At 61.4% G+C, this 23,065-nt stretch carries 16 protein-coding genes; 3 read left to right on the forward strand and 13 right to left on the reverse strand.

Going from position 1 to position 23,065, the window contains the following annotated elements; all coding sequences use genetic code 11:
• Positions 1 to 2: 2 nt before the first annotated feature.
• Both CFB81_RS24010 and ggt read right to left on the reverse strand, forming a co-directional pair.
• On the reverse strand, positions 3 to 1,331 hold the full coding sequence (locus CFB81_RS24010) for a dicarboxylate/amino acid:cation symporter (protein WP_069619300.1): 1,329 nt from the start codon (positions 1,329 to 1,331) through the stop codon (positions 3 to 5).
• Positions 1,332 to 1,483: 152 nt separating this feature from the next.
• Positions 1,484 to 3,235 carry a gamma-glutamyltransferase gene (gene ggt / locus CFB81_RS24015; protein ID WP_069619301.1) on the reverse strand — a complete coding sequence of 584 codons (1,752 nt, stop codon included), beginning with the start codon at positions 3,233 to 3,235 and terminating at the stop codon, positions 1,484 to 1,486.
• A gap of 368 nt (positions 3,236 to 3,603) precedes the next feature.
• Here ggt and CFB81_RS24020 point away from each other — a divergent pair, with 368 nt between their 5' ends.
• The gene (locus tag CFB81_RS24020; RefSeq protein WP_089436761.1) at positions 3,604 to 4,482 is read left to right on the forward strand and encodes a MurR/RpiR family transcriptional regulator; all 879 of its coding nucleotides are present in this window, start codon (positions 3,604 to 3,606) and stop codon (positions 4,480 to 4,482) included.
• 107 nt (positions 4,483 to 4,589) lie between these two features.
• Here the strand turns inward: CFB81_RS24020 and tssJ are convergent, their stop codons facing one another.
• From tssJ to CFB81_RS24070, 11 genes are all read right to left on the reverse strand, one after another.
• Positions 4,590 to 5,147 carry a type VI secretion system lipoprotein TssJ gene (gene tssJ / locus CFB81_RS24025; protein ID WP_256976309.1) on the reverse strand — a complete coding sequence of 186 codons (558 nt, stop codon included), beginning with the start codon at positions 5,145 to 5,147 and terminating at the stop codon, positions 4,590 to 4,592.
• On the reverse strand, positions 5,117 to 6,967 hold the full coding sequence (tssF, locus tag CFB81_RS24030; protein WP_089436763.1) for a type VI secretion system baseplate subunit TssF: 1,851 nt from the start codon (positions 6,965 to 6,967) through the stop codon (positions 5,117 to 5,119). The genes tssJ and tssF overlap by 31 nt, the downstream gene beginning before the upstream one ends.
• Positions 6,964 to 10,548, reverse strand: coding sequence for an ImcF-related family protein (locus CFB81_RS24035; RefSeq protein ID WP_256976310.1), 3,585 nt, complete (start codon positions 10,546 to 10,548; stop codon positions 6,964 to 6,966). The genes tssF and CFB81_RS24035 overlap by 4 nt, the downstream gene beginning before the upstream one ends.
• A complete protein-coding gene (locus tag CFB81_RS24040; protein ID WP_089436765.1) occupies positions 10,496 to 11,800 on the reverse strand; it encodes a hypothetical protein in 1,305 nt (434 codons plus the stop codon). The genes CFB81_RS24035 and CFB81_RS24040 overlap by 53 nt, the downstream gene beginning before the upstream one ends.
• Positions 11,800 to 12,060: a PAAR domain-containing protein gene (locus tag CFB81_RS24045; protein ID WP_089436766.1), complete on the reverse strand. Its 261-nt coding sequence runs from the start codon at positions 12,058 to 12,060 to the stop codon at positions 11,800 to 11,802. The genes CFB81_RS24040 and CFB81_RS24045 overlap by 1 nt, the downstream gene beginning before the upstream one ends.
• Positions 12,061 to 12,145: 85 nt before the next feature.
• Positions 12,146 to 12,811, reverse strand: a complete 666-nt coding sequence (locus tag CFB81_RS35730) for a hypothetical protein (protein WP_143328635.1) — start codon at positions 12,809 to 12,811, stop codon at positions 12,146 to 12,148.
• Positions 12,775 to 15,144, reverse strand: a complete 2,370-nt coding sequence (locus CFB81_RS24050) for a hypothetical protein (protein ID WP_306427157.1) — start codon at positions 15,142 to 15,144, stop codon at positions 12,775 to 12,777. Before CFB81_RS24050 ends, CFB81_RS35730 begins: the two co-directional genes overlap by 37 nt.
• Positions 15,145 to 15,220: 76 nt before the next feature.
• Positions 15,221 to 17,575 carry a type VI secretion system Vgr family protein gene (locus CFB81_RS24055; RefSeq protein WP_089436768.1) on the reverse strand — a complete coding sequence of 785 codons (2,355 nt, stop codon included), beginning with the start codon at positions 17,573 to 17,575 and terminating at the stop codon, positions 15,221 to 15,223.
• 536 nt (positions 17,576 to 18,111) lie between these two features.
• On the reverse strand, positions 18,112 to 19,458 hold the full coding sequence (locus CFB81_RS24060) for an AAA-associated domain-containing protein (protein WP_089436769.1): 1,347 nt from the start codon (positions 19,456 to 19,458) through the stop codon (positions 18,112 to 18,114).
• Positions 19,459 to 19,469: 11 nt separating this feature from the next.
• Positions 19,470 to 21,224 (reverse strand): ABC transporter permease subunit, encoded by a 1,755-nt coding sequence (locus CFB81_RS24065; RefSeq protein ID WP_089436770.1) that lies wholly within the window; start codon positions 21,222 to 21,224, stop codon positions 19,470 to 19,472.
• 85 nt (positions 21,225 to 21,309) lie between these two features.
• Positions 21,310 to 21,495 carry a phosphate transporter gene (locus CFB81_RS24070; RefSeq protein ID WP_069619313.1) on the reverse strand — a complete coding sequence of 62 codons (186 nt, stop codon included), beginning with the start codon at positions 21,493 to 21,495 and terminating at the stop codon, positions 21,310 to 21,312.
• 253 nt (positions 21,496 to 21,748) lie between these two features.
• On the opposite strand from CFB81_RS24070, the gene CFB81_RS24075 reads away from it, so the two are divergent.
• Together CFB81_RS24075 and CFB81_RS24080 are read left to right on the forward strand one after the other, a co-directional pair.
• Complete coding sequence (locus tag CFB81_RS24075; protein WP_089436771.1) at positions 21,749 to 22,693, forward strand: metallophosphoesterase; 945 nt, start codon at positions 21,749 to 21,751, stop codon at positions 22,691 to 22,693.
• 19 nt (positions 22,694 to 22,712) lie between these two features.
• Complete coding sequence (locus tag CFB81_RS24080; protein ID WP_069619315.1) at positions 22,713 to 23,054, forward strand: cupredoxin family copper-binding protein; 342 nt, start codon at positions 22,713 to 22,715, stop codon at positions 23,052 to 23,054.
• Positions 23,055 to 23,065: the final 11 nt, after the last annotated feature.

A 23,065-nucleotide genomic window follows, 5' to 3' on the forward strand; every position in this document is an offset into this window, starting at 1 on the left:
CGTCAGGTCGATGTGGTCTGACCGGCGCCATAGGCCGGAGCACCGTTCTGCCGTTCGAGTTCGGCATCGAGATGCGCGGCATGCGCGTTCGCCTCGGACTCCGACATCAGCTCGCCTTCCCACTTCGCGACCACCGCGCTCGCGATTGAATTGCCCACCGCGTTCGTGGCGGAGCGGCCCATGTCGAGGAACGTGTCGACGCCGAGAATCAGCAGCAGCCCGGCTTCCGGGATGTCGAACTGGTGCAGCGTCGCCGCGATCACGACGAGCGACGCGCGCGGCACGCCGGCCATCCCCTTCGACGTCAGCATCAGGATCAGCAGCATCGTGATCTGCGTGCCGAGCGACAGGTGGATGTTGTACGCCTGCGCGATAAACAGCGACGCGAATGTGCAGTACATCATCGAGCCGTCGAGGTTGAACGAATAGCCCATCGGCATCACGAAACTCGAGATCTTGCGACGCACGCCGAAACGGTCGAGCGCGTCGAGGATCTTCGGATACGCGGCTTCCGAGCTCGCGGTCGCGAACGACAGCATGAACGCTTCCTTGATCAGCACGAGCAGCTTGAACACGCGACGGCCGAGGAACAGCAGCCCGGCCGCGACGAGCGTGGCCCACAGCAGCACGAGGCTCACGTAGAAGTCGCCCATGAACACCGCGAACTTCAGCAGGATCGACAACCCGTTGACCGCGACGGTCGACGCCATCGCGGCCATCACCGCGAGCGGCGCGAGTTTCATCACGTAGCCGGTGATCTTCAGCATCACGTGCGCGAGCTGGTCGATCGCGGCGACGAGGATCTTGCCGCGCTCGCCAAGTGCGGCGAGCGCGACGCCGAAGAACATCGAGAACACGACGATTTGCAGGATCTCGTTGTTCGCCATCGCCTCGGCGATCGACTTCGGCACCATGTGGCCGACGAAATCCTTCAGCGTGAACTTGGACGTCGCCAGATGCGCGGACGCGCCGATATCCGGCAGCGGCAGGCCGAGGTTCTCGCCGGGCCGCAGCAGGTTCGCCATCAGCAGGCCGAGCAGCAGCGAAATCAGCGACGCGGTGACGAACCAGCCGAGCGCCTTCACGAACACGCGCCCGACCGACGACGCATCGCCCATGTGCGCAATGCCGACGACCAGCGTCGAGAACACCAGCGGGCCGATCACCATCTTGATCAGCCGCAGGAACACGTCGGAAACGAGCGAGATGTAGCCGGCGATTTCCGCGGCCGACTGCTTGTCCGGAAGCTGCGTATAGATCAGGTAGCCGATCAGGATGCCGGCTGCCATCGCGAGCAGGATCCAGCCTGCCGCAGACATTCGTTTGTTCATGACGGAATTCGCCGCATGGCGACGGAGTTGACGGAAAAAAGGCGCGCGTGCCGCTCAGGCTGGCGAATGTCCACCGACGGACGCGCTGCCGCCGCACCGGCATTCGCGGCAACGCGAACGCCGGCGGCAGCGATTCGGCATGAAGCGATCGGTCAGTAGCCGATCGCGGCGCCCGCCGGACGGCGCGGGTCGTTGTAGCCGTAGATGAAGCCGGCACGCACGTTGCCGGACACGGACGAATCGTTCCCGGAACTCTGGCGGCTCGCCGCTTCGGTGCCCGGCAGGCCGACCAGAATCAGCTCGGCGGCGCCCCACGGCGTCTGCTCGACCATCTTGTAGCCCATGTTGCGCAGGATCGCGAGCGTGTCGGGCGACAGGCCGTAGGTTTCGTAATAGACCGCGTCCGGCAGCCACTGGTGATGGATGCGCGGCGCGGCGACCGCGTCCTGCGGCGTCATCCCGTAGTCGATCACGTTCAGCACGGTCTGCAGCGTGATCGTGATGATGCGCGAACCGCCCGGCGAACCAACCACCATGAACACCTTGCCGTCCTTCTTCACGATCGTCGGCGCCATCGACGACAGCGGACGCTTGCCCGGCGCGATCGAGTTGCGCGTGCCCTGCACGAGGCCGAACAGGTTCTGCGCGCCGACCTTCACGGTGAAATCGTCCATCTCGTCGTTCAGGAAGAAACCCGTGCCCGGCGCGATGACCACGGCGCCGAAGCGGCCGTTGACCGTATAGGTCGTCGACACCGCGTTGCCGTCGTGGTCGACGATCGAGTAATGCGTCGTTTCCGGCTTCTCGTGCACGCCGACACCGGGCTGCACGTCGACCGACGGCGTCGCCGTATCGGCATGGATGCTCTTGCGGATCTGCGCCGCGTATTCCTTGCTCGTCAGCTTCGCGATCGGGTTGTCGATGAAGTCCGGGTCGCCGAGCAGCGTGTTGCGGTCTTCGTACGCGTGGCGCATCGCTTCGGTCATATAGTGGACCGCCGCGGCCGAGTGGTAGCCAAGCTTGCGCAGGTCATACCCTTCGAGGATGTTCAGCGTCTCGCACATCGTCACGCCGCCCGAGCTCGGCGGCGGCGCCGACACGAACTCGTAGCCGCGATACGTGCAGGTCAGCGGCGCCATGTCCTGCGCGCGATAGGACGCGAAATCGGCCGCCGTGATCACGCCGCCGCCGCGCTTCGCCGCCGCCTCCACGATCTTCGGGATCTCGCCGTGATAGAACGCGTCGGGCCCCTGCTCCGCGATGCGCTCGAGCGTGCGGGCCAGGTCCTTCTGCACCAGGCGATCGCCCGGCTGCAACGCGGTGCCGTCCGGGCGCAGGAAGATGCGCGCGGCTTCCGGATCCTTCTTGAAGCGCTCGACCGTCGTATCGAGGATGTCCGTATCGCCGCGCGTCAGCACGAAGCCGTCGCGCGCGAGCCGGATCGCCGGCGCCATCACCTGCTTGCGCGTCAGCTTCCCGTACTTGCGCTGCGCGAGATCGAGGCCGGCCACCGTACCCGGCACGCCGACCGCGCGATAGCCGTACAGGCTCTGCTCCGGAATCACGTTACCCGACGCATCGAGATACATGTTCGCGGACGCCGCGGCCGGTGCGGTCTCGCGGAAATTGATGAAGCGGTCGCGACCGTCGGCTAGGTGGATCGTCATGAAACCGCCGCCGCCGATGTTACCGCAGCACGCGTTGGTCACGGCCTGCGCATAGCCGACGGCCACCGCCGCGTCCACCGCGTTGCCGCCCGCCTTCAGGATGTCGACGCCGATCTGCGACGCGAAGTGCTGCGACGACACGACCATGCCGTTCTTCGCTTCGATCGCCGGGTCCGACGCGGCGAACGCGCACACGCTCATCGCCGACAACAGGGTGAGTACTACCAGCCGCCTCATGACGGGATCCTCCAGACGAATAAACCGGGCCATGCCGGGATGCATCGGTGCGCCGCTGCGTATTCGGCCCAGCCCATCCAGCATGTAATAAACGATACATTTCAGCGAGGCCGCGATCATAACACTCACTTTTTTGCGCCAAAAACTAGGGTAACCACTAAATTCATTGGGAGTGGACCTCGCCACGTGCACCGATGTATGTTCGATTTATTACACATATGAACGTATTCGCTGACCGAGTGATACGTCCCTCTAATTTCGGGCCACACGCGGGTTGCCGCACGTCAATCGGCTAACATGCGTGCAGTTGCCGGCAGGCGCCCGTCTGCCGTTTGGTCAATCCATTCAGATAGAGAGCCGGAGTGCCGATGGGGACGAGCATCAGGGCGTTGCTGTTATCCCAGATGGATAGCTTCACGCCGTCGGAACAGAAGGTCGCGCAGGCGTTGCTGGATCGCTATCCCAGTCTCGGGTTGGGCCCGATCGCGCAGTTTGCGAAGCAGGCGGAAGTCAGCGACCCGACCGTGTTCCGCTTCGTCGTCAGGATCGGCTTTCCGAACTATTCGTCGTTCCAGCAGGCGCTGCACGACGAGATCGACACCGCGATGAATTCGCCGCTCGCGCGGATGGACGCGTTTCATTCGGAAACAGGCATGCGCGACAGCCATGCGGCGATTTTCCAGCGGCTGTCCGAATCGCTCGCGACCACGATCGAAGGGCTCGACGCGGCTGCATTCGATGCGGCCGTGGCGGTGCTGGCCGATCCGGACGTGCGCGTGTTCTGCGGCGGCGGTCGTTATACGGCGCCGCTCGCGTCCCTGTTCTCGTTTACGCTCGCGTATGCACGGCCGCATGTGCAGTCCGTCGAGCCGAACGTGAATCTCGCGTCCGTCGCGCTGGCCGACATGGGGCGCAACGACGTGCTCGTGATCTTCGACTTTCGCCGCTACCAGAAGGACAGCATCCGCTTCGCGCAGGCCGCGCACCGGCTCGGCGTGCGAATCCTGCTGATCACCGACGAATGGCGCTCGCCGATCGGCGAGTTCGCGGAGATCGTGCTGCGGATTCAGGGTCGTCCTTTCGCGATGCTGCAGACCAACGTGCCGGCGCTCGCGCTCGCCGAAGCGCTGGTGATCGGCGTGACGAACCGGCTGCCGGAACTGGCGCGGCAGCGGATGGAAAAGATCGAGCAGCTCAATGCGGGCGGGATCGAGTGGGATGTGAGCCAGCGGGATTTGCCGGAGTGATGGCCTGTGGCCGTTCGGGCGCGGGCGTCCGCGTTCGACCTCGTGGCGTGTGCAAACTGCAAACCCCGCATGCAACGCACCAGCCCACCACCGGCGCATTCCCTCGTTCAGGGTGCCAGTTCCATCCGGTTGCCCGTCACGACCAATTTGACGGGGTCCGTCTTCTTCCACTTCGACTTCGGAATCACCAGTTGCCATTCGGCGCCACGCTGATCGCGAAAGAACCCGGCCACACCCACGGCTTGCGCGTCGGCTGCCATCGGCGCGGACAGCGTCACCGTGGCGCCAGGCACGAGCGTGGCCTCCATGCTGTCGAGCAGATCGGCCCTCAGTAACGCATTGTCGTCATCAAGCAACGAGACGTAAGCCGCGCTCTCGAAAACCTTCACATCCTTCAACTGATAGACGCGCATCACGACCGGTAGAGATTGTCCCTGCTCGTTCTCGTTGAGCGCGGCGCGGCTTTCGATCACGAGGTTCATCTGCTTGACCTTCGTGACAAAAATCGCGTGTGTCATGCCCGCGGTCGTCTCTTTCATCGATTGCCACAACCCGCAGCCAGACAGCAACGCGGCCGTCATTGCAGTAGCAGCCGCGAATCGAACGCTTCGCATCATCGGATGTGCTCGCGGCGTCACAGCCAGTCTCCCGTCTTGATCGTGCATGGATAGCGCCGACTCGGGCCGCCCACGCCTTCATACAGCACGAGCCGCACCGAAAAATGGAAGCACGCATAGCGGCCGACGAAGCGACTGAGTACGTCGCCGAACAGCGCGACGTCGCCCGGCCCGGCAAACCCCGACGGCTCGATACCCACGTTCACATTCACGATACGGTCGACGCGCGCCCCCACCCGTTCCGTTTCCTCATCGAGCCAAACGTGATGAATCGCGTCGATGCGTCGCCGGTTATCGCCCTCTCGCGTCCAGTCGTACAACGACAGCGCGCCGCGCAGCACATTCGCGTCCATCATGTTCAGTTCGGTTGTGCCGGCCCCATTGAAGTGAGAAATCACCCGCCAGTCATAGTCGCCACCGCGCGGCGGATACAGCGGCATCGTCGGGGCTGTCAAGTTGTGCACGCGCTCGACGCCATTGAAGGTCGAAGCAGGCGTGGCAATCATCGATTCACGCAGCGCCATGCGCGGCAGCCGCCCGTTGTTCGCCAATACGCGGACCGTTACGTGTGCGTCCGGCAAGCTGCCCGGTTCCGCCCACAGATGCCCGCCCAACGTCACGACCATCTCGCGCTGGCCCGTTACGCCCTGCCGAATCGAAGCGTGGTAGTACCGATCCGGCGACTCGTGCCGCATCATCCCGCCGCGGTGCCGGAATGCCTTGATCGACTGATACGGGTATTGCCTCGCGGTGCGCGGATCGGTCGCCACGACCGACAGTACATCGTAGGGCTCGACGTGCTCGCCCGCGGAGGTCGGGGCGCGCACCGGATAGTCGCGGTCATGCGCATTAGGGCGGATTGCCTGGGCGTCCAGTTCGAGCAGATTGATCACCGGCGTGCAGAACAGCCGGATGTTGTCCGCACCGAACGTGGCGTCACCGGGGATTCGGTCTCGAATCACGATTTCGAATTCAAGACGCGTTTCACCCGGTGGCACGCTGGCCGCGTCGAAACCGCACAAGTCCACGAAGTGGAACTTCTCGGGGAACGCGAAATATTCGAGCATCGTCTGCTCGCGGTCGAGATCGACGTCGCGTATATCGACGTCGGTCGGCCACAGTCGCGCCTGTGCGCCGAAGCCCGCTGCCTCGATCGTCATCGCCGGGCGTGGTTGTAGCTGGCCGTCGAGCACGCGCGGCATGCGCACGCCGATCGACTCCACCTGGCGCGTGAAAACCGCGTACAGCGCCGATGCAGTCGGCCGGTCGCCATGCAGGTATAGCCGGATACGCGACAGGTCGTCCAGCAATCGCTGCTCGCGGTGCAGCAGGTCGAACGCGAGACGGATGACCGTGCGGCCGTCCTCGCGCATGCGTGCGCCCGCCTCGCGCACGTTGAGCGGTAGCAAGTGTATCGCCCGAGTGGTTCGATAGACACATATCGTCCCGTCCGGTCCGACCGGTGTCGAACGTACCTGCAACCCGGGCGGTAACGTATCGAGGACGCGCGCCTCGCCGCTGCGCGGCACGCACTCGAGGATGGTCAGCGACGGAATCGTGCGGCCTGTATGCGGCCACAGATGATCGAGCAGTGGATCGGTGATTTCCGGCGCTGCGTCGTCGAGCTTCATCCGCAGCCGGCTCGTGAGGAACGCGAAAGCCTCATAGGTCTGCTCGACACTGTCGTGACGCGCGCCAGGCATCGTCATTCCGACCCGGCGGGCTCCGTGTGGCTGGGACCGCGCGAACTCCCTCCCCGCCTCGCGCAGATAACGCATCTCCGCATCGAAGTAGCGCAGGTATCGATCGTCATCCACACCGAAACCGCTCCCTGCAGGCTTCGTCGGATGGTTGTCGTCTTCACTCATGGCTGGAAATCCTGTGGCAGTGGCGGAAGAAGCGGCGGCGTCGGCACGGCGCCCGCCTTGCCAACGACGAAAATGCGATCCGGCATGCGAAACCCGCGCAGTTTCAGCAAGTCGATCGGCCCGGCGCCGACCCGCGTACGCAACACGTACGACAGCGGCTCGCCGCTCCCCGTGTTCCACGTGAGCCGATAGCGTGCGCCATCGAGCGGCTTGATCTCCGCCTCGCTCAGCAGACGCAGGAATGCCCAATCGCCGGTCGAATCAAATGCCTGTCGCAAGCCTGCGTCGAGCGTCTGCCATGTGAGCCTCGCGTGCCCGTTCAAGCCGTTGCCGGGCCACGCCAGCGGGGTCCAGCGCTCCTGCTGATTGAAATAGACGATCTGCATGCCGTCGACCGACAGTTCCGATCGCGTCACGTTCGGCGTCGGCAGCGCCATCATGTCGAATTTCTCCCCGGCATCGGCCTGCGGGTAGAGCTGTGCCCCAACCGCCGACAACTGCCGGACGGCGCTCAGGAATGTCGGATCAAACTGCAAGGCCTGCGGTGCAAGTTCGCTGGGCGCCCAACGATCGCCCTCGAGTTTCATCACGCCGGCCAGTTGGGTCGTGATGAAACGCGAAATCAATCCGGTATCCGGTCGTACATAGCGGCCGAGCTCGGCGAAGGACGCATCGGCCTGCGTATCGAAGAACGGATAGCGGCCGCTCATCGCTGCGTTGAACGGTGCGGCAACACCGGCTCGCCATGCGTCATTCAAGCTCGCGGCGGCCGGTTGCAGGATCGTCTGCCATGCCGTTTCGAGCGGCTGCGCAAACACCGTATCGCCGAAGCCCGCCCACGCCGTACCCAGGCTCGCGGCCGTGAGCGCCGCGTCGTTGCGCGCCTGGGACAATTCCGACAACTTGCCTTGAAACACGGCCTGGGCGAGCGAGCGTGCCATGACCTGAGCGTCCGGACTGCCCGCGATCTGCTGCAGTTTCAGCCGCATCGTCGTGACCGCCGTCAGGTAGCGCGACAAGCTGACACCGCTTAGCGCGATGTCGGCTGGCGTGGCGCGCTTCCCGTTTTCCGCGGCAGACGATGCGCCCGTGTCGCCCATCAGCACCAGCAGCGGGCCAAACGCCTTGTCGAGCGGGTTGACGACGGTCGCCCCTGCTTGCTCGTCAGCCCCGATTAGGTTTTGCGCCTTTCTCACCAGGGTGGCGGCCAGCGCCTGCGACGGCCGCCCCGCTTGCGCCTGATACTGCACGGATTTCATCAGCGCGATCAACGGCGACGTCTGCGCATCTGCCAGTCGGGAAAGCTGCTCGACCGCGCCACCGAGGTTGGACGTCGGTTGCCACTGCAGGCTATTGAGCATGCGCTGCCATGCCGCCGTGTACTCGCCAAAATACCGGGCCGTCAATCGTTGCTTCAGTTCCTCGGCTGCGCGTTTCTCATCGTCGATCGCCGTGGTTCGGGTCATGCCCTGCGCGAGCGTATTGCCGATCGTCTGCGAAGCCTGCGAGCCGGACAACACCCAGTCACTGCTGATCCGGCGTTCATGCGACGCCTTGTCGATTGCCGAGGCGACCATGCCGTCCCATGCCGCACGCGTATAGATCCCCGGGACGGTCCGTGATGCCTTGAACATTCCATGCGCATCGGCGCCATTCAGCAGCGTTTCGAGCGACGCGTCGGCGTATTTGTTTTTGACTTCGTCGACGATACGTTGGTACACCGTGTCGTCAGCCGACGCGAGCCCCATTTGCGTGACCAGCATGTTGCGGGTCGAGGTCACGATGCGGTCGTTCGTCGCTATCCGCCATTCGGGATGCGCTCTCAGGTGATCGGCGTAGAAGCCTGCAAGCCGCCTGCCGGTATCGTCACGCTCGCCGAGCGGCATCTCGACCGGCCGCGCCCACAGGGTGACGAGCATGCGCTTCAGAAATGCGGGTTCGGCGCGCGATGGCTCGCCGAGCATCAGATAAGTCTTGAACGCGTTGTAGGTACTAGCTCGCGCGTCCTGCGATTGCAGGCTATCGGCGCGCGCCTGATCTGCTGCCTCCAACAGTTCGCCGATTGTTTGCACGACAGGCGCTTGCAAGTTGCGGGTCGCAGCGATTCGGTACGGTTGCCAGAGACCTGCGAGGATATCGTCATTGCGGGACAGGCCCGCCCGCAGGTGCCACGGTACGCCATGCTGCTGCCGGTATTCGAGCTTTTCCATCAACTGCTGTAGCCCCAGTTGCGCGCGCCAGGCGGCTGCGGTCCGCGGCCGCGCATCCAGCGCTGCGCTCGCTGCCGCCTTCGCTTCGCGCATGAGTCGCTGGTTGCCGATGAACGATGCGGTCATCCATGCGCACCACGCGATCGCCGCAGCGGTCACGCCCATCGCCAGCGCATCCGGCCAATAGACTCCCACCCGCCGGCCAATGCGTCGCCGGCTGGCGATTGCGCGCCACGCGGGTAGCAGTGCAGCCGGTTGCGGCGGGAACTCGATCGGGATGTTGGTCACCGTTGTGCTCGCGTCCGCGGCGATCGGCACCGGCGTCGGCATCGCTGCTGTCGCCTTGAATATGGGAACGAACATCACGCCGACCAGCGGCGCGCGCAGCCATTGCGATGCACGAAGCACTTGCCAGCCGGTCACGATGTGCTCGAGCTGTGTCCCGATGTATTGCGAGATTTCGGCCAGATAGCCGATCCGCGTGGGCGCCGTACATTGCCGCACGCCCGCGTCCGCCGTACCACGCTCGATCGCGGCAAGCTGATCGCGCAGGACCAGCGCCGGCTGCCCCCCCTTGTATGCCGCCCCCGGAAATGCACCGATCGCCTCGAACGTCTCGGGTCGATCGCCCTGCGCGGGCACGGCGTGCAGCAACTTGACAGGCGCGGCCCAGCCGATGTCGGCGGCCAGCGCGGCGAGGACGCGCGGCAATTCGACATCGCGCTCGTCCACGTGCGTGACGTGCACAATGCCGTCGACCGGCCGTCTGCTGCGCAGCTTACGGATCTGCCGACGCCACGCGCCCGCGTCGATGCCGTCAGGTGCTGCGTGTACGAGGATCGCGTTGCCAACCGGCATTGCGCCCGCGCGCTTCAGGCCCGGCGCGACCTGATCGAGCAACGTGTCCGCACCGGTCACCATCAGCCACGGCAAGCGGTATCGCCAGCGCCGACCCCGCGATACCCGTAGTTCCTCGACCAGGCGTTGCAGACGGGCATCGCGTTTGAGCGGCTGTCCCGTCGTTGAAGCAGCCTCCTTCTCGCCGGTTTGCAGACGAAACAGTTTGGCAGCGCCCACATATGCGCCAGTCGATATCGCAATCAGATGAATGATCACGATGACAACCAGCAATACCGGAATACCGATCAATGCCAGTGTGCGAGGCGTGCCATCGGGGACGCCGAGGCGCTCGCCCTGGAACCACGCCAGCACAAGCACTGCAACGGCAATAACCAGCACGGCAAGAGGCAGCCCCCAGATTGCGACCCGGCTGTGAGCTTCTTCGGTTAAGGCCGCTTGAGGCTGCGCGTTATGCAGGTTATTTTTGGATATCGACATGCGTTGAAGCCGTTTGATCTTGGGGTAAGACATGGAGGATGGCCGACTGCGAGCCATCGACGACAAGTTGCGGTCCGTCACTGGCACCGGACTCGATCGCCGCAGCGATCGCCAGCAGACCGTTCGCTGCCCGCATGTCGCCAACGATACGATCCAGTCGACTCTGCGCAGCGTCTTTTGCTGCAATCACAAACCCGGCAGCGTTCAAAGCGCGGTCGCAGTTTTCAACCGGCCGCGTTATCCATGCGCGCGTCACCGACGCGGCATCGGCTTTGCCCCAGATCGCGGCGTTCGCGAAACCATATTCTGGTTCAGCGGAGTCGCCCGCAACTGGCCTATGTAGCGCAGCCTTTCTGCTGACCTCCTGCGGAAGCTCGAAACAGCCGGCATCGAGCAACGCAGCCACACATCCCTCGGCGAGGCCCTCATCGATATCATCGTCGTACCACATCGCAGCGATGACGAGGAGCGGACGGGATTCATGCGTATCAAGCCATACATCGGCCACAAGCAACCCGTCGGCAGCCGGAACGGCCCGGACTTCCAAGAGCGGAAGCGCCGCCAGATGCATTGCAGCGCGAACCTGGGTCAAACGCATGTTCGCGACCTCCGACTCGGTCAATACGCGTACTTGGGGCCAATATGCCCTTTCGTATCGGGTTAATGCCTGAATGCTTCCAGCGAGAGGCTCAAGCGCAACGCGGATCATCTGCACAACTGGATCGGCTTTCTTCGGGACGGCAGCATTGTCAGTTGGGGTTTCCTCTTCATCCGGCATGAATGAAGCGTCCAGTGGCGGATCATTGGACAGGTCGTCCAGTAGCGGGTCGTTGTCCTCAAAGCGATTGCACAAAACCTTTCCTGAGCCGTGCCGCGGGGCTTGCACCTGCATGAGGGAGCGTTTCCCTATCAGAACGTCGGACAGAGATGCCCCGCCAAGAGGCAGGCAATAGCCTGCGCCGAGTACATAAAGCGGTCGCTGCGCGAACCCGATCTTCTTCGCAAGCCAGCGGTCACGATGATGGTTGCGCCAGTATGAGCGATACCACAGCCCCTCGTAGCCTGCGCGGCCAAAGCCGAGCAGGACCAGAAACAGCCCGTTCGGCACCCCAATAATCAAGCCCCAAAACCTAAGGCCACTCGAAGGCTCGCTTTTCGGCCATGCCAGCAAAACAACCACCGGGACGAACACATTACAGACGAACCAAGTTAATGCCCACGGCCAGAAACGCATCCTGGGCGGATACGCGCTGGGGCGCCCGGCGGGAGAAAGATCGACCGGCATTACTCGAAGTGGACGTTCGGTAGCGACGAAATCAATCGACAACCACATGCACATCGATGGCCGTCCAGCGCGAACAGCTTCTCGTCGCGATCGGAATACTTGTCGGCGCCCTCGTCAATGACGGTCGGACCATGCAAGTCGCAGGTCGCATTATCGCCTTTACGTGCAAGCGGCCTGTCCATGAACATCGTCCATGGCGAGCCACTGGTGACTTCGCCGCCATGTTCGAGCTTGTCACCTTTGCGAATGGGAGATTGCATATATCGGCTATCTAGTTGAGTAGGGATTTGGGGAATTCCCGGCACACCGCACGCCCAAGCCCACGAACAAATGGTGAATTAAAATCTATCGATTTCTTTCATCTGTTTCAGGAACTGTCGATCGCAAGGCAACAACTTCAATTCCGCCGAGTGCTGCAGGAATTCGTTCGCTTTCCTTTTTTGCAAGCCCCCTCCCCATAACCTCAAACGAGAAACACGGAAAATATATCGTATTAGGACATATTAAAAAATAATCAGGAACACGCACCCTTTCTCGATCGCCATATACTGAATTAACATAGGCAACGGTTCCATCCCACCCCTTTCCTTCATATTTCCGTTGCCATACGACATTGCGCACATATCGCCCACCAGAATCTTCCAAAGCAATTTCGTCGACGGCGGTAGTTTTATTCGCAACACTCGACCCTGAAATACTCGCCCCAGCCACAAAGCAACTAAACGACAGCTTTCCACGTATAGCAGACCCATCCAGCTTCATCACAAGATAAAAATCAAACGATATAATTCCATTATTTACACTCACAGATGAATCAACTATTTTTGATGATATATTTTCACCGAGAATATACCCACACCGACTCTCCAATAGAAATATATTATCCCTATAATTAGATCGACCGTTAGAAGCTAACTCAGCTATCGCAGCCCCATCAAGCCAAAAAAATGCCACCAACGCTAAAAATACATTTCTCACGACAACTTCCGCCTTGTGAAATTTTCCGGCCACGTTAGATCCTCTTGATTTGGGCCCTTGAAAACCGCAATATCAGTCAGAACCATTAGTGCATTAGTGAACGACGTCGATCGATCTACTAGACCATTCATGTTTGGTGGATTCCTTCCTGTAGCCCCCGGATAATTCACTGCCGCAGCACAATTCGCAAAGGACTGGTTGTAATACCACACCTTAACACCGGCATTTGTTCGAATTGTCCTTCTTTCGTTCACACTCATCTCGTCCGCATATTTATTCGCACTATCCACCCGTGGTCGCGACGGATTGTTCGCCGTTGGCATTGATTTTCCGGACCAAACCCAATAAGCTCCTGCACTATGACTCGCATGAAAAACATCTCTTGCAACCTCATTTCGCCACCGCAACTCCTGCTCCCCTGGCGGCAAACTCGGGTTTCGACCAATGAATTTAAAATATTTATAATAATTATTATTCCCACCACCCATATTTCCGTTAGGATTTGTCAACTGCAAAAAACCCCGACCAAACCAACCGCCGTGCAGATCTGTCGCGCCATCATTGCGATCCCCTTCCGTAAGATAGCGGAACCACCCTGTTTCCTGTGTAGCATTTGCCATAAAACACACCTGTCGGACAGGGGTATCAAGCTTGAACTTCCTCATCGAATTGTTCAAACCCAGTCCAAATCTATCAAGCAAAGATGAAGCATAATCTGGATTTGGCGATTCCCATACTCCTTGAGAGGGCGAATTATGCGACCCGGGCTTTCTGATAACGTGATCCGGTATAAGCTGAAGCATCTCCTTCTTACTGAGCCACCCGCATTTCCTGAAGTGCCGGATAAATTCAAGCGGATGAAAATACCAGAACTTCTGATCTGCTAGCGACGATTCGGACGGCAACTTGTCCAGAAATTGAAAGTTTCCGAGGAACTTAATAAACGAGGTATAGCCATCTGGATTGGTATCTTTCTGCTTTCCAAAGAATCCATCTGGTTCATTCAGACCTTTATAGCGATCGTCGTTGTACAACGGATCCCACTCGCTGCGCGCGTTGAACACCAACCCTCTGAGCTTTGTGCGCACACCCTCTGCATTCTGCACATAGCCTGCGAGCAACTGGTTGGCACTATCGTCGTTGTTATTGTCGTATTCGAGCGGCTGGATCATTCCGGACGTTGCCTGTGGATCAGCAACGCCGGTCAGACGGCAAAGTTCATCGTATCCGCATAACCCATCCTGATTAAACGGCGTATTGCTTTCGTTAACTTTTTTCCAGCCCTTGAAGAATGGAAAGTCGGCGTCCGACAATTTGATGATCTCGTCAGCAGCGATGTTGACATATCCTTGCGTACCATTCTCGTCGATTGGCACTGCGACCCAAGTAGCAGGCGCCTCTCCCGGCACCACCGTACTTGAAAGAATTCGCCCAAAGCGCAGCATTTCATAGCCATCGCTCGGACACTCTGAATAGAGTGCTACCGCTCGATCATACAGATCATATTCGTACTGTTTCGTTTCTCCGTCGTACGGGTCAGCAACCGGAACCTGTGTAAGCAGGATAACGTTGCCGCTGCTACCACGGTCGATCCATGCGCATGTATAGCGCCGCCCCTTGTTGAACCACGCTTCCACATAAAGGATGTCTTGCTCACCAATTGAGCCGCCTGGCAGTCGCGGAAACCAGTCGTCCGTCATACCCGCCGGCTGCGCGACAAAATCCTGTGGACCCTTAATGATGAAATAGGAATGTCCCCAGTAGTCGCTCGACGCAGGCTGAACAGGATCTTTCTCGCCCAGTTGAACCTGTTGGCCGTCCTGATCAAACCAGGCTGTAAAGTCAGCATCTGACATGAAGACTTCGAAATGCAGATGCCGCACCCCCTGATGCTGACCGACGTACCCGAGCATGTCCTTGCGGTACACCTTCTTTGCGCCGCCCGGCTGAACGACTCCGTCTTTGCCGCCCGCCGTATCGAGCAACCATTTGGGGAGGACATTCATCGATCCCTCGGCCGGCGGATCGGTTGACTGGGGAGCAAGCCACTCCTGTTCGGTCATGTCCAGCAGATGCATATATAGTGAGTAGAACGTGATCGTTCGCCCATGTCCTGTCTCGGTCTTATGTCTGAGTAAGACAAATCCCGCATTCGAGTTCAGCACTGGTTGTCCAGTCGGATCTTTCGCGCCATCAGACAGAGCGCTTTTGCAAACGCGATACGCGACCACCTCGCCGTCAGCGATTGCCCGCACCGGTTCGTGCTGCTCGCCCGGATCCAGGTGAATGCCACAGTGAAAGCGCCGGTCGAAGGCAACGGGATAGACCCCATGATGACCAATCTCGAACTGATCGACGACGTCCATCATAGGGTCCGTCTTTGACGCATCACTAGACGTCGCGCCCGATACGGGAAGAAAGGGAGGGCTGATGATCATGGCTTCAGTGGGACGACGAGTACCGGTCAGAAACCTTCAGGTTGGCCTGCGGTAGCGACGGCAATGGTGTTGTGACGTTGTTCGGCCCGTGAAACGAGAATGACGCCGCCTTTATCGTGAAGGCGCCGGGACAGTGAAATGTCATGTTGCCGTTCTCGATTACGAGCGAAGCTCCACCGCTGTTGAGTGTGATCTTCGACTTGGCCGACACTTGGACGTCTGCACTTTGGCTCGCGACGCGCAACTGCTGCTTCGCGAACAAGTCCATCCCGTCCGTAAGCGCCGCCATCATGACCTTGCCCTTCGCTGCGACAAAATTCAGCCCGAGCTTGTGCGCGCACAGCGAGATCAGGTCACCTGCCACCATGCGCAGTCGCCTGACGATGCTCACGTCCATATCCCGGCCTGCGGTAACGATCACGTTCTCGCCCGCCGATTGCTGCAGTGATTTCTGTGTCACGAATGCCATGCCGCCGGGAGCACTCGCAAGCAGCCCCGCGTCGCGAAGCTGATTCAGGCCGTCGAGCAGCGCCGCCTGCGTCGCTCGGTCCGCAGGGTCGGCCTTGGCTTGCGTCGTCGCGGCCGCAAGGTCCGTCACGCGCTGCAATGCAGCCTTGAGTTGCGCGATAGCGGCGGGCATGTCGAGATGCGGCGTCTCGGATCCACCTGCTGCGTCTGCCGAAACGAACAGCCCCTTCGGCGCGCGCAACGTGCCCCATTTCTGCGTGGTCAATTCGAAGCCCTGGCCGCGCTTGTTCTTGTCCCTGTCGACCAGATGGCCCATGTTGAGCGACGATTGCCCGAACACCGTCGCCAACCGGATGCCCTCGTGGTCTTTCAGATCCTCGAAGCGCAACTTGTTGCCGAGCAATGGCGAGCGGAATACGGCGCGGCTGTACCAACCCTCCTTGCCGTGAACGAGGTCACGACGCGCATGGTCATGCAGCGCCCCTGCGATCAGCAGGCGGTCGCAATTTCCCTGGGTCGCGACGACGCGTACTTCGGACCGCGGCAGTAAGGGGACGTGCAGGCCGCCCTGGTGCGACGCCGACGTACGCAGCACGCGCAACGGCATGCTGTTCGTGCCGCGCTTGCCGCTGTGCCGGGTGAACAGGAGCCTGACGCGATAGCGGCCATATTCGTCCATCCATGCGTACGGCTCGTCGTCGCCGGACTCGACCACACCGATCAGCATGCCGGCGATCCATCGCCAATGCTTTTCAGGAACGTATTCGGGCCGGTAGGTCTGATGTGCGGGGATCGCTTCGAAGGTGTTGACCACCGACTGGCTCCGGCTACCGGCCGTGACGAGCTTCGTGATCACCATCCCGTGCGGCGCCTCGTGCACCTCGTCATTGGTGATCCGCACCACCATGCCAGGCGTCATGCCGATGACGTTACTCGTGCCCGTGAGCCGCACTTGCCGTGTGAGCAGTTCGTCACGCCGCGCATCAGCCAGCGCCTGCCCTTCCTCGACCGAATGGAAATGCTCGACGCTGCGATTCACGCTTCCATATACCGAGCGGTCGTCGTAGGCCACGATCGATTCGACTTGCAGCGGATCGTCGGGTATGCGGTAGTTGCGATCCCATTCGCGCACCGTCTGCGGCACCAGCGCACGCGTAACTTCCAGCGTCAGAATCGCCTCGTGCCAGCTCGTCAGACCGGAATGCGGCATCAACGGCACCTCGAGCGCTCGCATATAGCCTCGAGGCGTATTGCCGAACACCAACGTGTCGCGTTGTGGGCCGTCCTCCTTCTTCGCCTGCTTGAAGTAGTAATAGACACCCGCGCGCCGGCAGTGCCGGTCGATAAAGTTCGCGACCGTCTCTTCGTACATCACGGTTTGCTCCAGCTTCCCGTCGAGCCCTTCCAGCTCGAACTCGACGTCGAAGGATTGGAACAAGTCGCGATCGACGATCATGTCGCTCAGCAGCTCGCGAAACGACCTGTCCAGCAGTACGGCCGAATCGTGCACCTCTTCAAGCAGCGAGAGACGCGGCTTCAGATGAACTTGGTAAGTTGCTTCGTCGCGAGACGTTTTGACGCGAGTCCATTGCGTGACGACGCCGTGCACGGTACGCGCCGCATGCCGAACCGGATCGATCACAGCCGCCATCGACGGCACCGAAGCGTGTTCCACGATCGTGAAGACTGCCGGCTGGCCCACAATCGTCGCACCGTCGATCCGCTTGTCCTGCGAGGTCACGATGATGTCCGCGAGGAATCGCGTATTCATTTCCTCGGTCAGAACGAATGACAGAACGGAGACCGGCGCATCGAGCCCCACGATCTCGAGATGCAGAGGTTGGGTAACGACCGAATTGGGGTGTTTCAGTACATCCTGAATGGTTCGCATGGTTGCCGTTGAACGAGAGGTTTTACGCCGGCACGTTCGCCCATGCACGCTTTCAGGGGCGCAGTGCCACAACGCTCTCGCCAGTGAAGCATGTGTTCACGAAAATGAACACGCACCGGTCACAGATCTGGCAATTCGGAATTTTAAAATAATCACATAAGCCATTTATTTATTTTATGAATTTTTATTTGATTTTATTAAAATTTCCATTTTTTCTTATCTCTTATTACATCCAGCCGCGATCTCAACAAGCATCGTTAAAATCGAACCACCGAACGGGAAATATAGGTCTTCGTGCTGCTGCAACGTGGGTTCCCAGCCGTCACCGGAGAAAACCAATCCTCTCGAAATACAAGTAGATTTATACGGAACGATATCCAAAAAATTCCATACAAATCATCGACATATTGAGCGATATCAAGTCACCAATCTGATAAAATAACCAAATTTTGAAATGTAGAAAATTGTCACGCTCCACCGTCGGCGCGACATCGGTGACGGATGAATGTCGCGCCCCACATATCTACTTTCCGACTTTACGACTCGACATCCTCCAGACTGAACACTTCCGTCTTGTCGTTGTACGAAAAGACCTCTCCGTACCGCCCCCAGTCGATCACTGCATCGAGCGTCTCCTCGGCCGCTTCGTCCGACAGGAAATCCTCCAGTTCCTGCTCGAAGCGCACACGCGGCGCGCGATGGCCCGGCCGCTCGTTCAGCACCTTCTTGATCCGCGCGGCGAGCGGCACGTGCTTCAGCAGGTGATCCGCGAACATCAGCTTGCGTTCCTGCGTGCCGAATTCCGCGAACACGCGCCCCGGCGGCGTCAGGAACACGTCGCCTTCGCGCACGTCCGCGAAGCCGAGGTACTGCAGCACTTCCGCGATCGGGAACAGGTCGTCGACTTCCAGATGCAGCGTGCGCGCGATTTCCGGCATGTCGGCGCGACCGTGGTACGGCGCCATCGCGAGCGTCTCGATCAGGCCGGCCATCAGGTTGGTCGACACCTGCGGCAGCCAGCTGCCGAGCTCCAGCCCCTTCTTCGTCGCTTCGCCGGTCTGGCGTGCGGTCATCTTCGCGTAGATGTCGTCGACGAGCTTGCGGAACGCCGGGTCCAGACGATTGCGCGGGTGCTTGAACGGCACCTTGATCTCGGCAATCACGCGGCCCGGGTTCGACGACAGCACGAGGATCCGGTCGCACATGAACACCGCTTCCTCGATGTTGTGCGTGACGATCAGCACCGACTTGATCGGCATGCGGCCCTGCGTCCACAGATCGAGCAGGTCGGTACGCAGCGTCTCGGCCGTCAGCACGTCGAGCGCGGAGAACGGCTCGTCCATCAGCAGAATGGTCGGATCGACGACGAGCGCGCGCGCAAACCCGACGCGCTGGCGCATCCCGCCCGACAGCTCCCGCGGGTACGCGTTCTCGAAGCCGTCGAGACCGATCAGGTCGATCGCGGCGAGCGCACGCTCGCGCCGCTCGCGCGCGCCGACGCCGAGTGCTTCGAGCCCGGCTTCCACGTTCTGCAACACGGTGAGCCACGGGAACAGCGCGAAAGTCTGGAACACCATCGCGACGCCTTCGGCCGGGCCGCGCAGCGGCTTGCCGAGATAGGTCACCTCGCCGCCGGTCGGCTCGATCAGCCCGGCGATGATCCGCAGCAGCGTCGACTTGCCCGAGCCCGAGCGGCCGAGCAGGCCGACGATCTCGCCTTCGCGCAGCGACAGGTTCGCGTCGTCGAGCACGAGCAACTCGCCCTGCGTCTTGTTGAAGCCGCGGCAGACGTGATCGACGCGCAGGATTTCTTCACCGAGGCGCGGCGGCTGCAACGGCTGGGACGTCTTGACGGGGGCATGGATAACGGTCGAATTTTGCATCGCGCTTACTCTCAATCGAGACGGAGCCGGGATTCCGCATAGGCGTACATCGGACGCCACAGCAGGCGGTTGAACAAGGTAACGAACAGGGACATCACGGCGATGCCGAGGATGATCTTCGGGAAATCGCCGGCGGCGGTCGTTTGCGCGATATACGAGCCAAGGCCGTGCGCGACGACTTTCGTATCGCCCCACTGCACGAACTCGGACACGATGCTCGCGTTCCACGCGCCGCCCGATGCGGTGATCGCACCGGTCACGTAGTACGGGAAGATGCCGGGCAGCATCGCCTGGCGCCACCACTGCCAGCCGCGGATGCGGAAATTCTTTGTCGCTTCCTTGTAATCGTTCGGATAGGACATCGCGCCGGCGATCACGTTGAACAGGATGTACCACTGCGTGCCGAGCACGATCAGCGGCGACAGCCAGATGTCTGCGTTCAGGTGGAAGTGGACGATCGCGATCACGAACACCGGGAACAGCAGGTTCGCGGGGAACGCGGCGAGGAACTGCGCGAGCGGCTGGATCTTCTCGGCCAGCTTCGGGCGCAGCCCGATCAGCACGCCGAGCGGCACCCAGATCACCGATGCGATCGCGATCAGCACCAGCACGCGCAGCAGCGTGATGAGCCCGAGCACGAGCACGTGGCCGACCTCGGCCATCGTCACGCCCGTCGCGACGAAACTGACGACGCGCCATGCGACGTACGCCGTCAGCACGATCACGAGCACGGCCCACACGATGTCGCCGATGCGCGACGGACGGCGCGACGAGGCGCCGCGCACGCGCGTGCCCGTCAGCGACGGCACGCGCAACGGAATCCGCGCGGCCTGCGACAGCAGCCAGCCGGCCGGCACGAGCAACTGATGGATCAGGTGCGTGCGCCGCATCATGTCGAGCAGCCACGATTGCGGCGCATCGCCCGACGCAGTGTTCTCCATCCGGAACTTGTCGGCCCACGCGACGAGCGGGCGGAACAGGAACTGGTCGTAGGCCAGGATCACGACCGACATCGCGACGATCACCCAGCCGACCGCACCAAGATTCTTGTCCGAGATCGCCTGCGCGAGATACGCACCGATGCCCGGCAACGTGATCGTCTGGTTGCCGACCGTGATCGCCTCCGACGCGACGACGAAGAACCAGCCACCCGACATCGACATCATCATGTTCCAGATCAGGCCCGGCATCGAGAACGGCACCTCGAGCTTCCAGAAGCGCTGCCACGGCGTCAGGTGAAAGCCGCGCGACACTTCGCTCAGGTCGCGCGGCACCGTGCGCAGCGACTGATAGAAACTGAACGTCATGTTCCATGCCTGGCTCGTGAAGATTGCGAAGATCGCGGCCAGCTCCGCACCGAGCACGCGGCCCGGAAACAGCGCGAGAAAGAACGTGACCGTAAACGAGATGTAGCCGAGCACCGGCACCGACTGCAGGATGTCGAGGATCGGGATCAGCACCATGCCCGCGCGGCGGCTCTTCGCGGCGAGCGTGCCGTAGACGAGCGTGAACGCGAGCGACGCGACCATCGCGGCGAGCATCCGCAGCGTGGTGCGCAACGCGTATTCGGGCAGGTTCGACGGATCGAGCGAGATCTTCTGCGTCTGCAACACGCCGATCGGCGCCATCGTTTCGTGAAAGCCGACGATCGCCATCGCGAGCATGCCGATGATCAGCGGAAACGCGACCGCGTCCCAGCGGTTGGGCAGCACGCGCCACGCGGACGCGTTGGCGGTGCGATTCGGATCGAAGAAACGGATATCCATCGGTAGCGTCTTGTGTCCTGTGTTGAATTAAAAATCGATGGGTGCGGACGCGTGCCGCGTAGCCAGTTCGCAGCCGCGGGGCGATTCAGGACAGCCCGTGCAGTGCGATCGGCAGCACCGAACCTTCCTTGACGAGACGAAGATCGGCGCCGGGATGCATGCCGACAGGGACGATGCCGCCGGCAATGAACGGAAAAAACAGCGCGAGGCCGAGGGAGCGCATGCGGTGACCGACCGCACGGCCCGTGTCCGTTGCCGCGAGGTTCGGCATGAAGGGCTCCGGAGAAGTGATTCGGAGTGGGAGGCTATCGGGCAGCCGTGACGCAAATGTGACGTGTCACTTACAGGACATTGACGGGTCATCCGGCGGGCGTCGCGCATCGCCCCGACGGCCGCCCACCCGGCGGGCGATCTCGCAACGATCGGGAATAAATCCACCGCTTCGCCGGTATCGCATGCGAAGGCGCCGGCTTATTCCAGGACGATCCGGCCGTCCGGTTTCGTCACACGAATGCGAGGCTTACATGTCTTCATCGACCCCTACCCGCCCGTCGCGCCGCAAGGCCCTGCAGTGCATGGCCTTCGGCGGGCTCGGCACACTGTTCACGCTGTCGGGCGGCATCCTCACGCCGTTCGACCTCGCGCTCGCGCAGCCCGGCGACGCGCGGCCGGCCAACGCCGGCCGACCGCTATTCGTGCAGATCAGCGATACGCACATCGGCTTCAACAAGGACGCAAATCCCGACGTGTCGGCCACGCTGAAGCAGACGATCGATCTCGTCAACGGGATGCCTGCGCTGCCCGCGCTGGCGATCCACACCGGCGACATCACGCATCTGTCCAAGCCCGAGGAATTCGACCACGCGTCGCAGTTGCTGTCCGCGCTGCGCGTGCCGGAACTGCACACGGTGCCCGGCGAACACGACGTCACCGACGGTTCGGGGGCCGAATATTTCGGCCGGTTCGGCAAGGCGTCGGACAACCGCGGCTATTACAGCTTCGACCATGCGGGCGTGCACTTCATCGGGCTCGTCAACGTGATGCACTTCAAGCCGAACGGGCTCGGCAGCTTCGGCGACGAACAGCTCGCGTGGCTCGCGCAGGACCTGAAAGGCCGCTCGTCGAGCACGCCGATCGTCGTGTTTTCGCACATGCCGATGTGGACCATCTACGAACCGTGGGGCTGGGGCACCGGCGACGCGCCGCAGACGATGGCGCTGCTGCGCCGCTTCGGCTCGGTCACCGTGCTGAACGGGCACATCCATCAGATCGTGTCGAAGGTCGAGGGCAACGTGACCTTTCATACCGCCCGCTCGACCGCGTTCCCGCAGCCGACGGCCGGCAACGGCCCGGGCCCCGTGCCGCTCACGGTGCCGCACGGCCGGCTGCCGTCGATGCTCGGCGTGACGACCGTCGAATTCACCGGCCATCCGGCTGCGTCGTCACTGCACGATGCGACGCTCGCGTGACCAATATAAGGAGGCCGACATGATCCGCTTCAAGCCATCTCGAATCATCGCAATGCTGATGCTGTGCGGCGCGGCCGCAGGCACGCCGCTCGCCGCGTTCGCGCAGGGCCCGAACGGCCCGCTCGTGACGATTCGCAATTTCATGTTTTCGCCGATGTCGACCACGATCAAGGCCGGCACGACGATCACATGGAAGAACCTCGACGCGGAGCCGCACACCGTCGTCAACGACGCCGGCATCTTTCATTCGAAAGCGCTCGACCAGGACGAGACGTACGCGTTCCGCTTCGACAAACCGGGCGTCTACAAGGTGTTCTGCGGAATTCATCCGTACATGAAGGAGACGATCACCGTCGAATGACGCGGCTCGCC

It is taken from the genome of Burkholderia sp. AU28863, from assembly GCF_002223195.1.
In the GTDB taxonomy this organism is placed as follows: Bacteria; Pseudomonadota; Gammaproteobacteria; order Burkholderiales; family Burkholderiaceae; genus Burkholderia; species Burkholderia sola.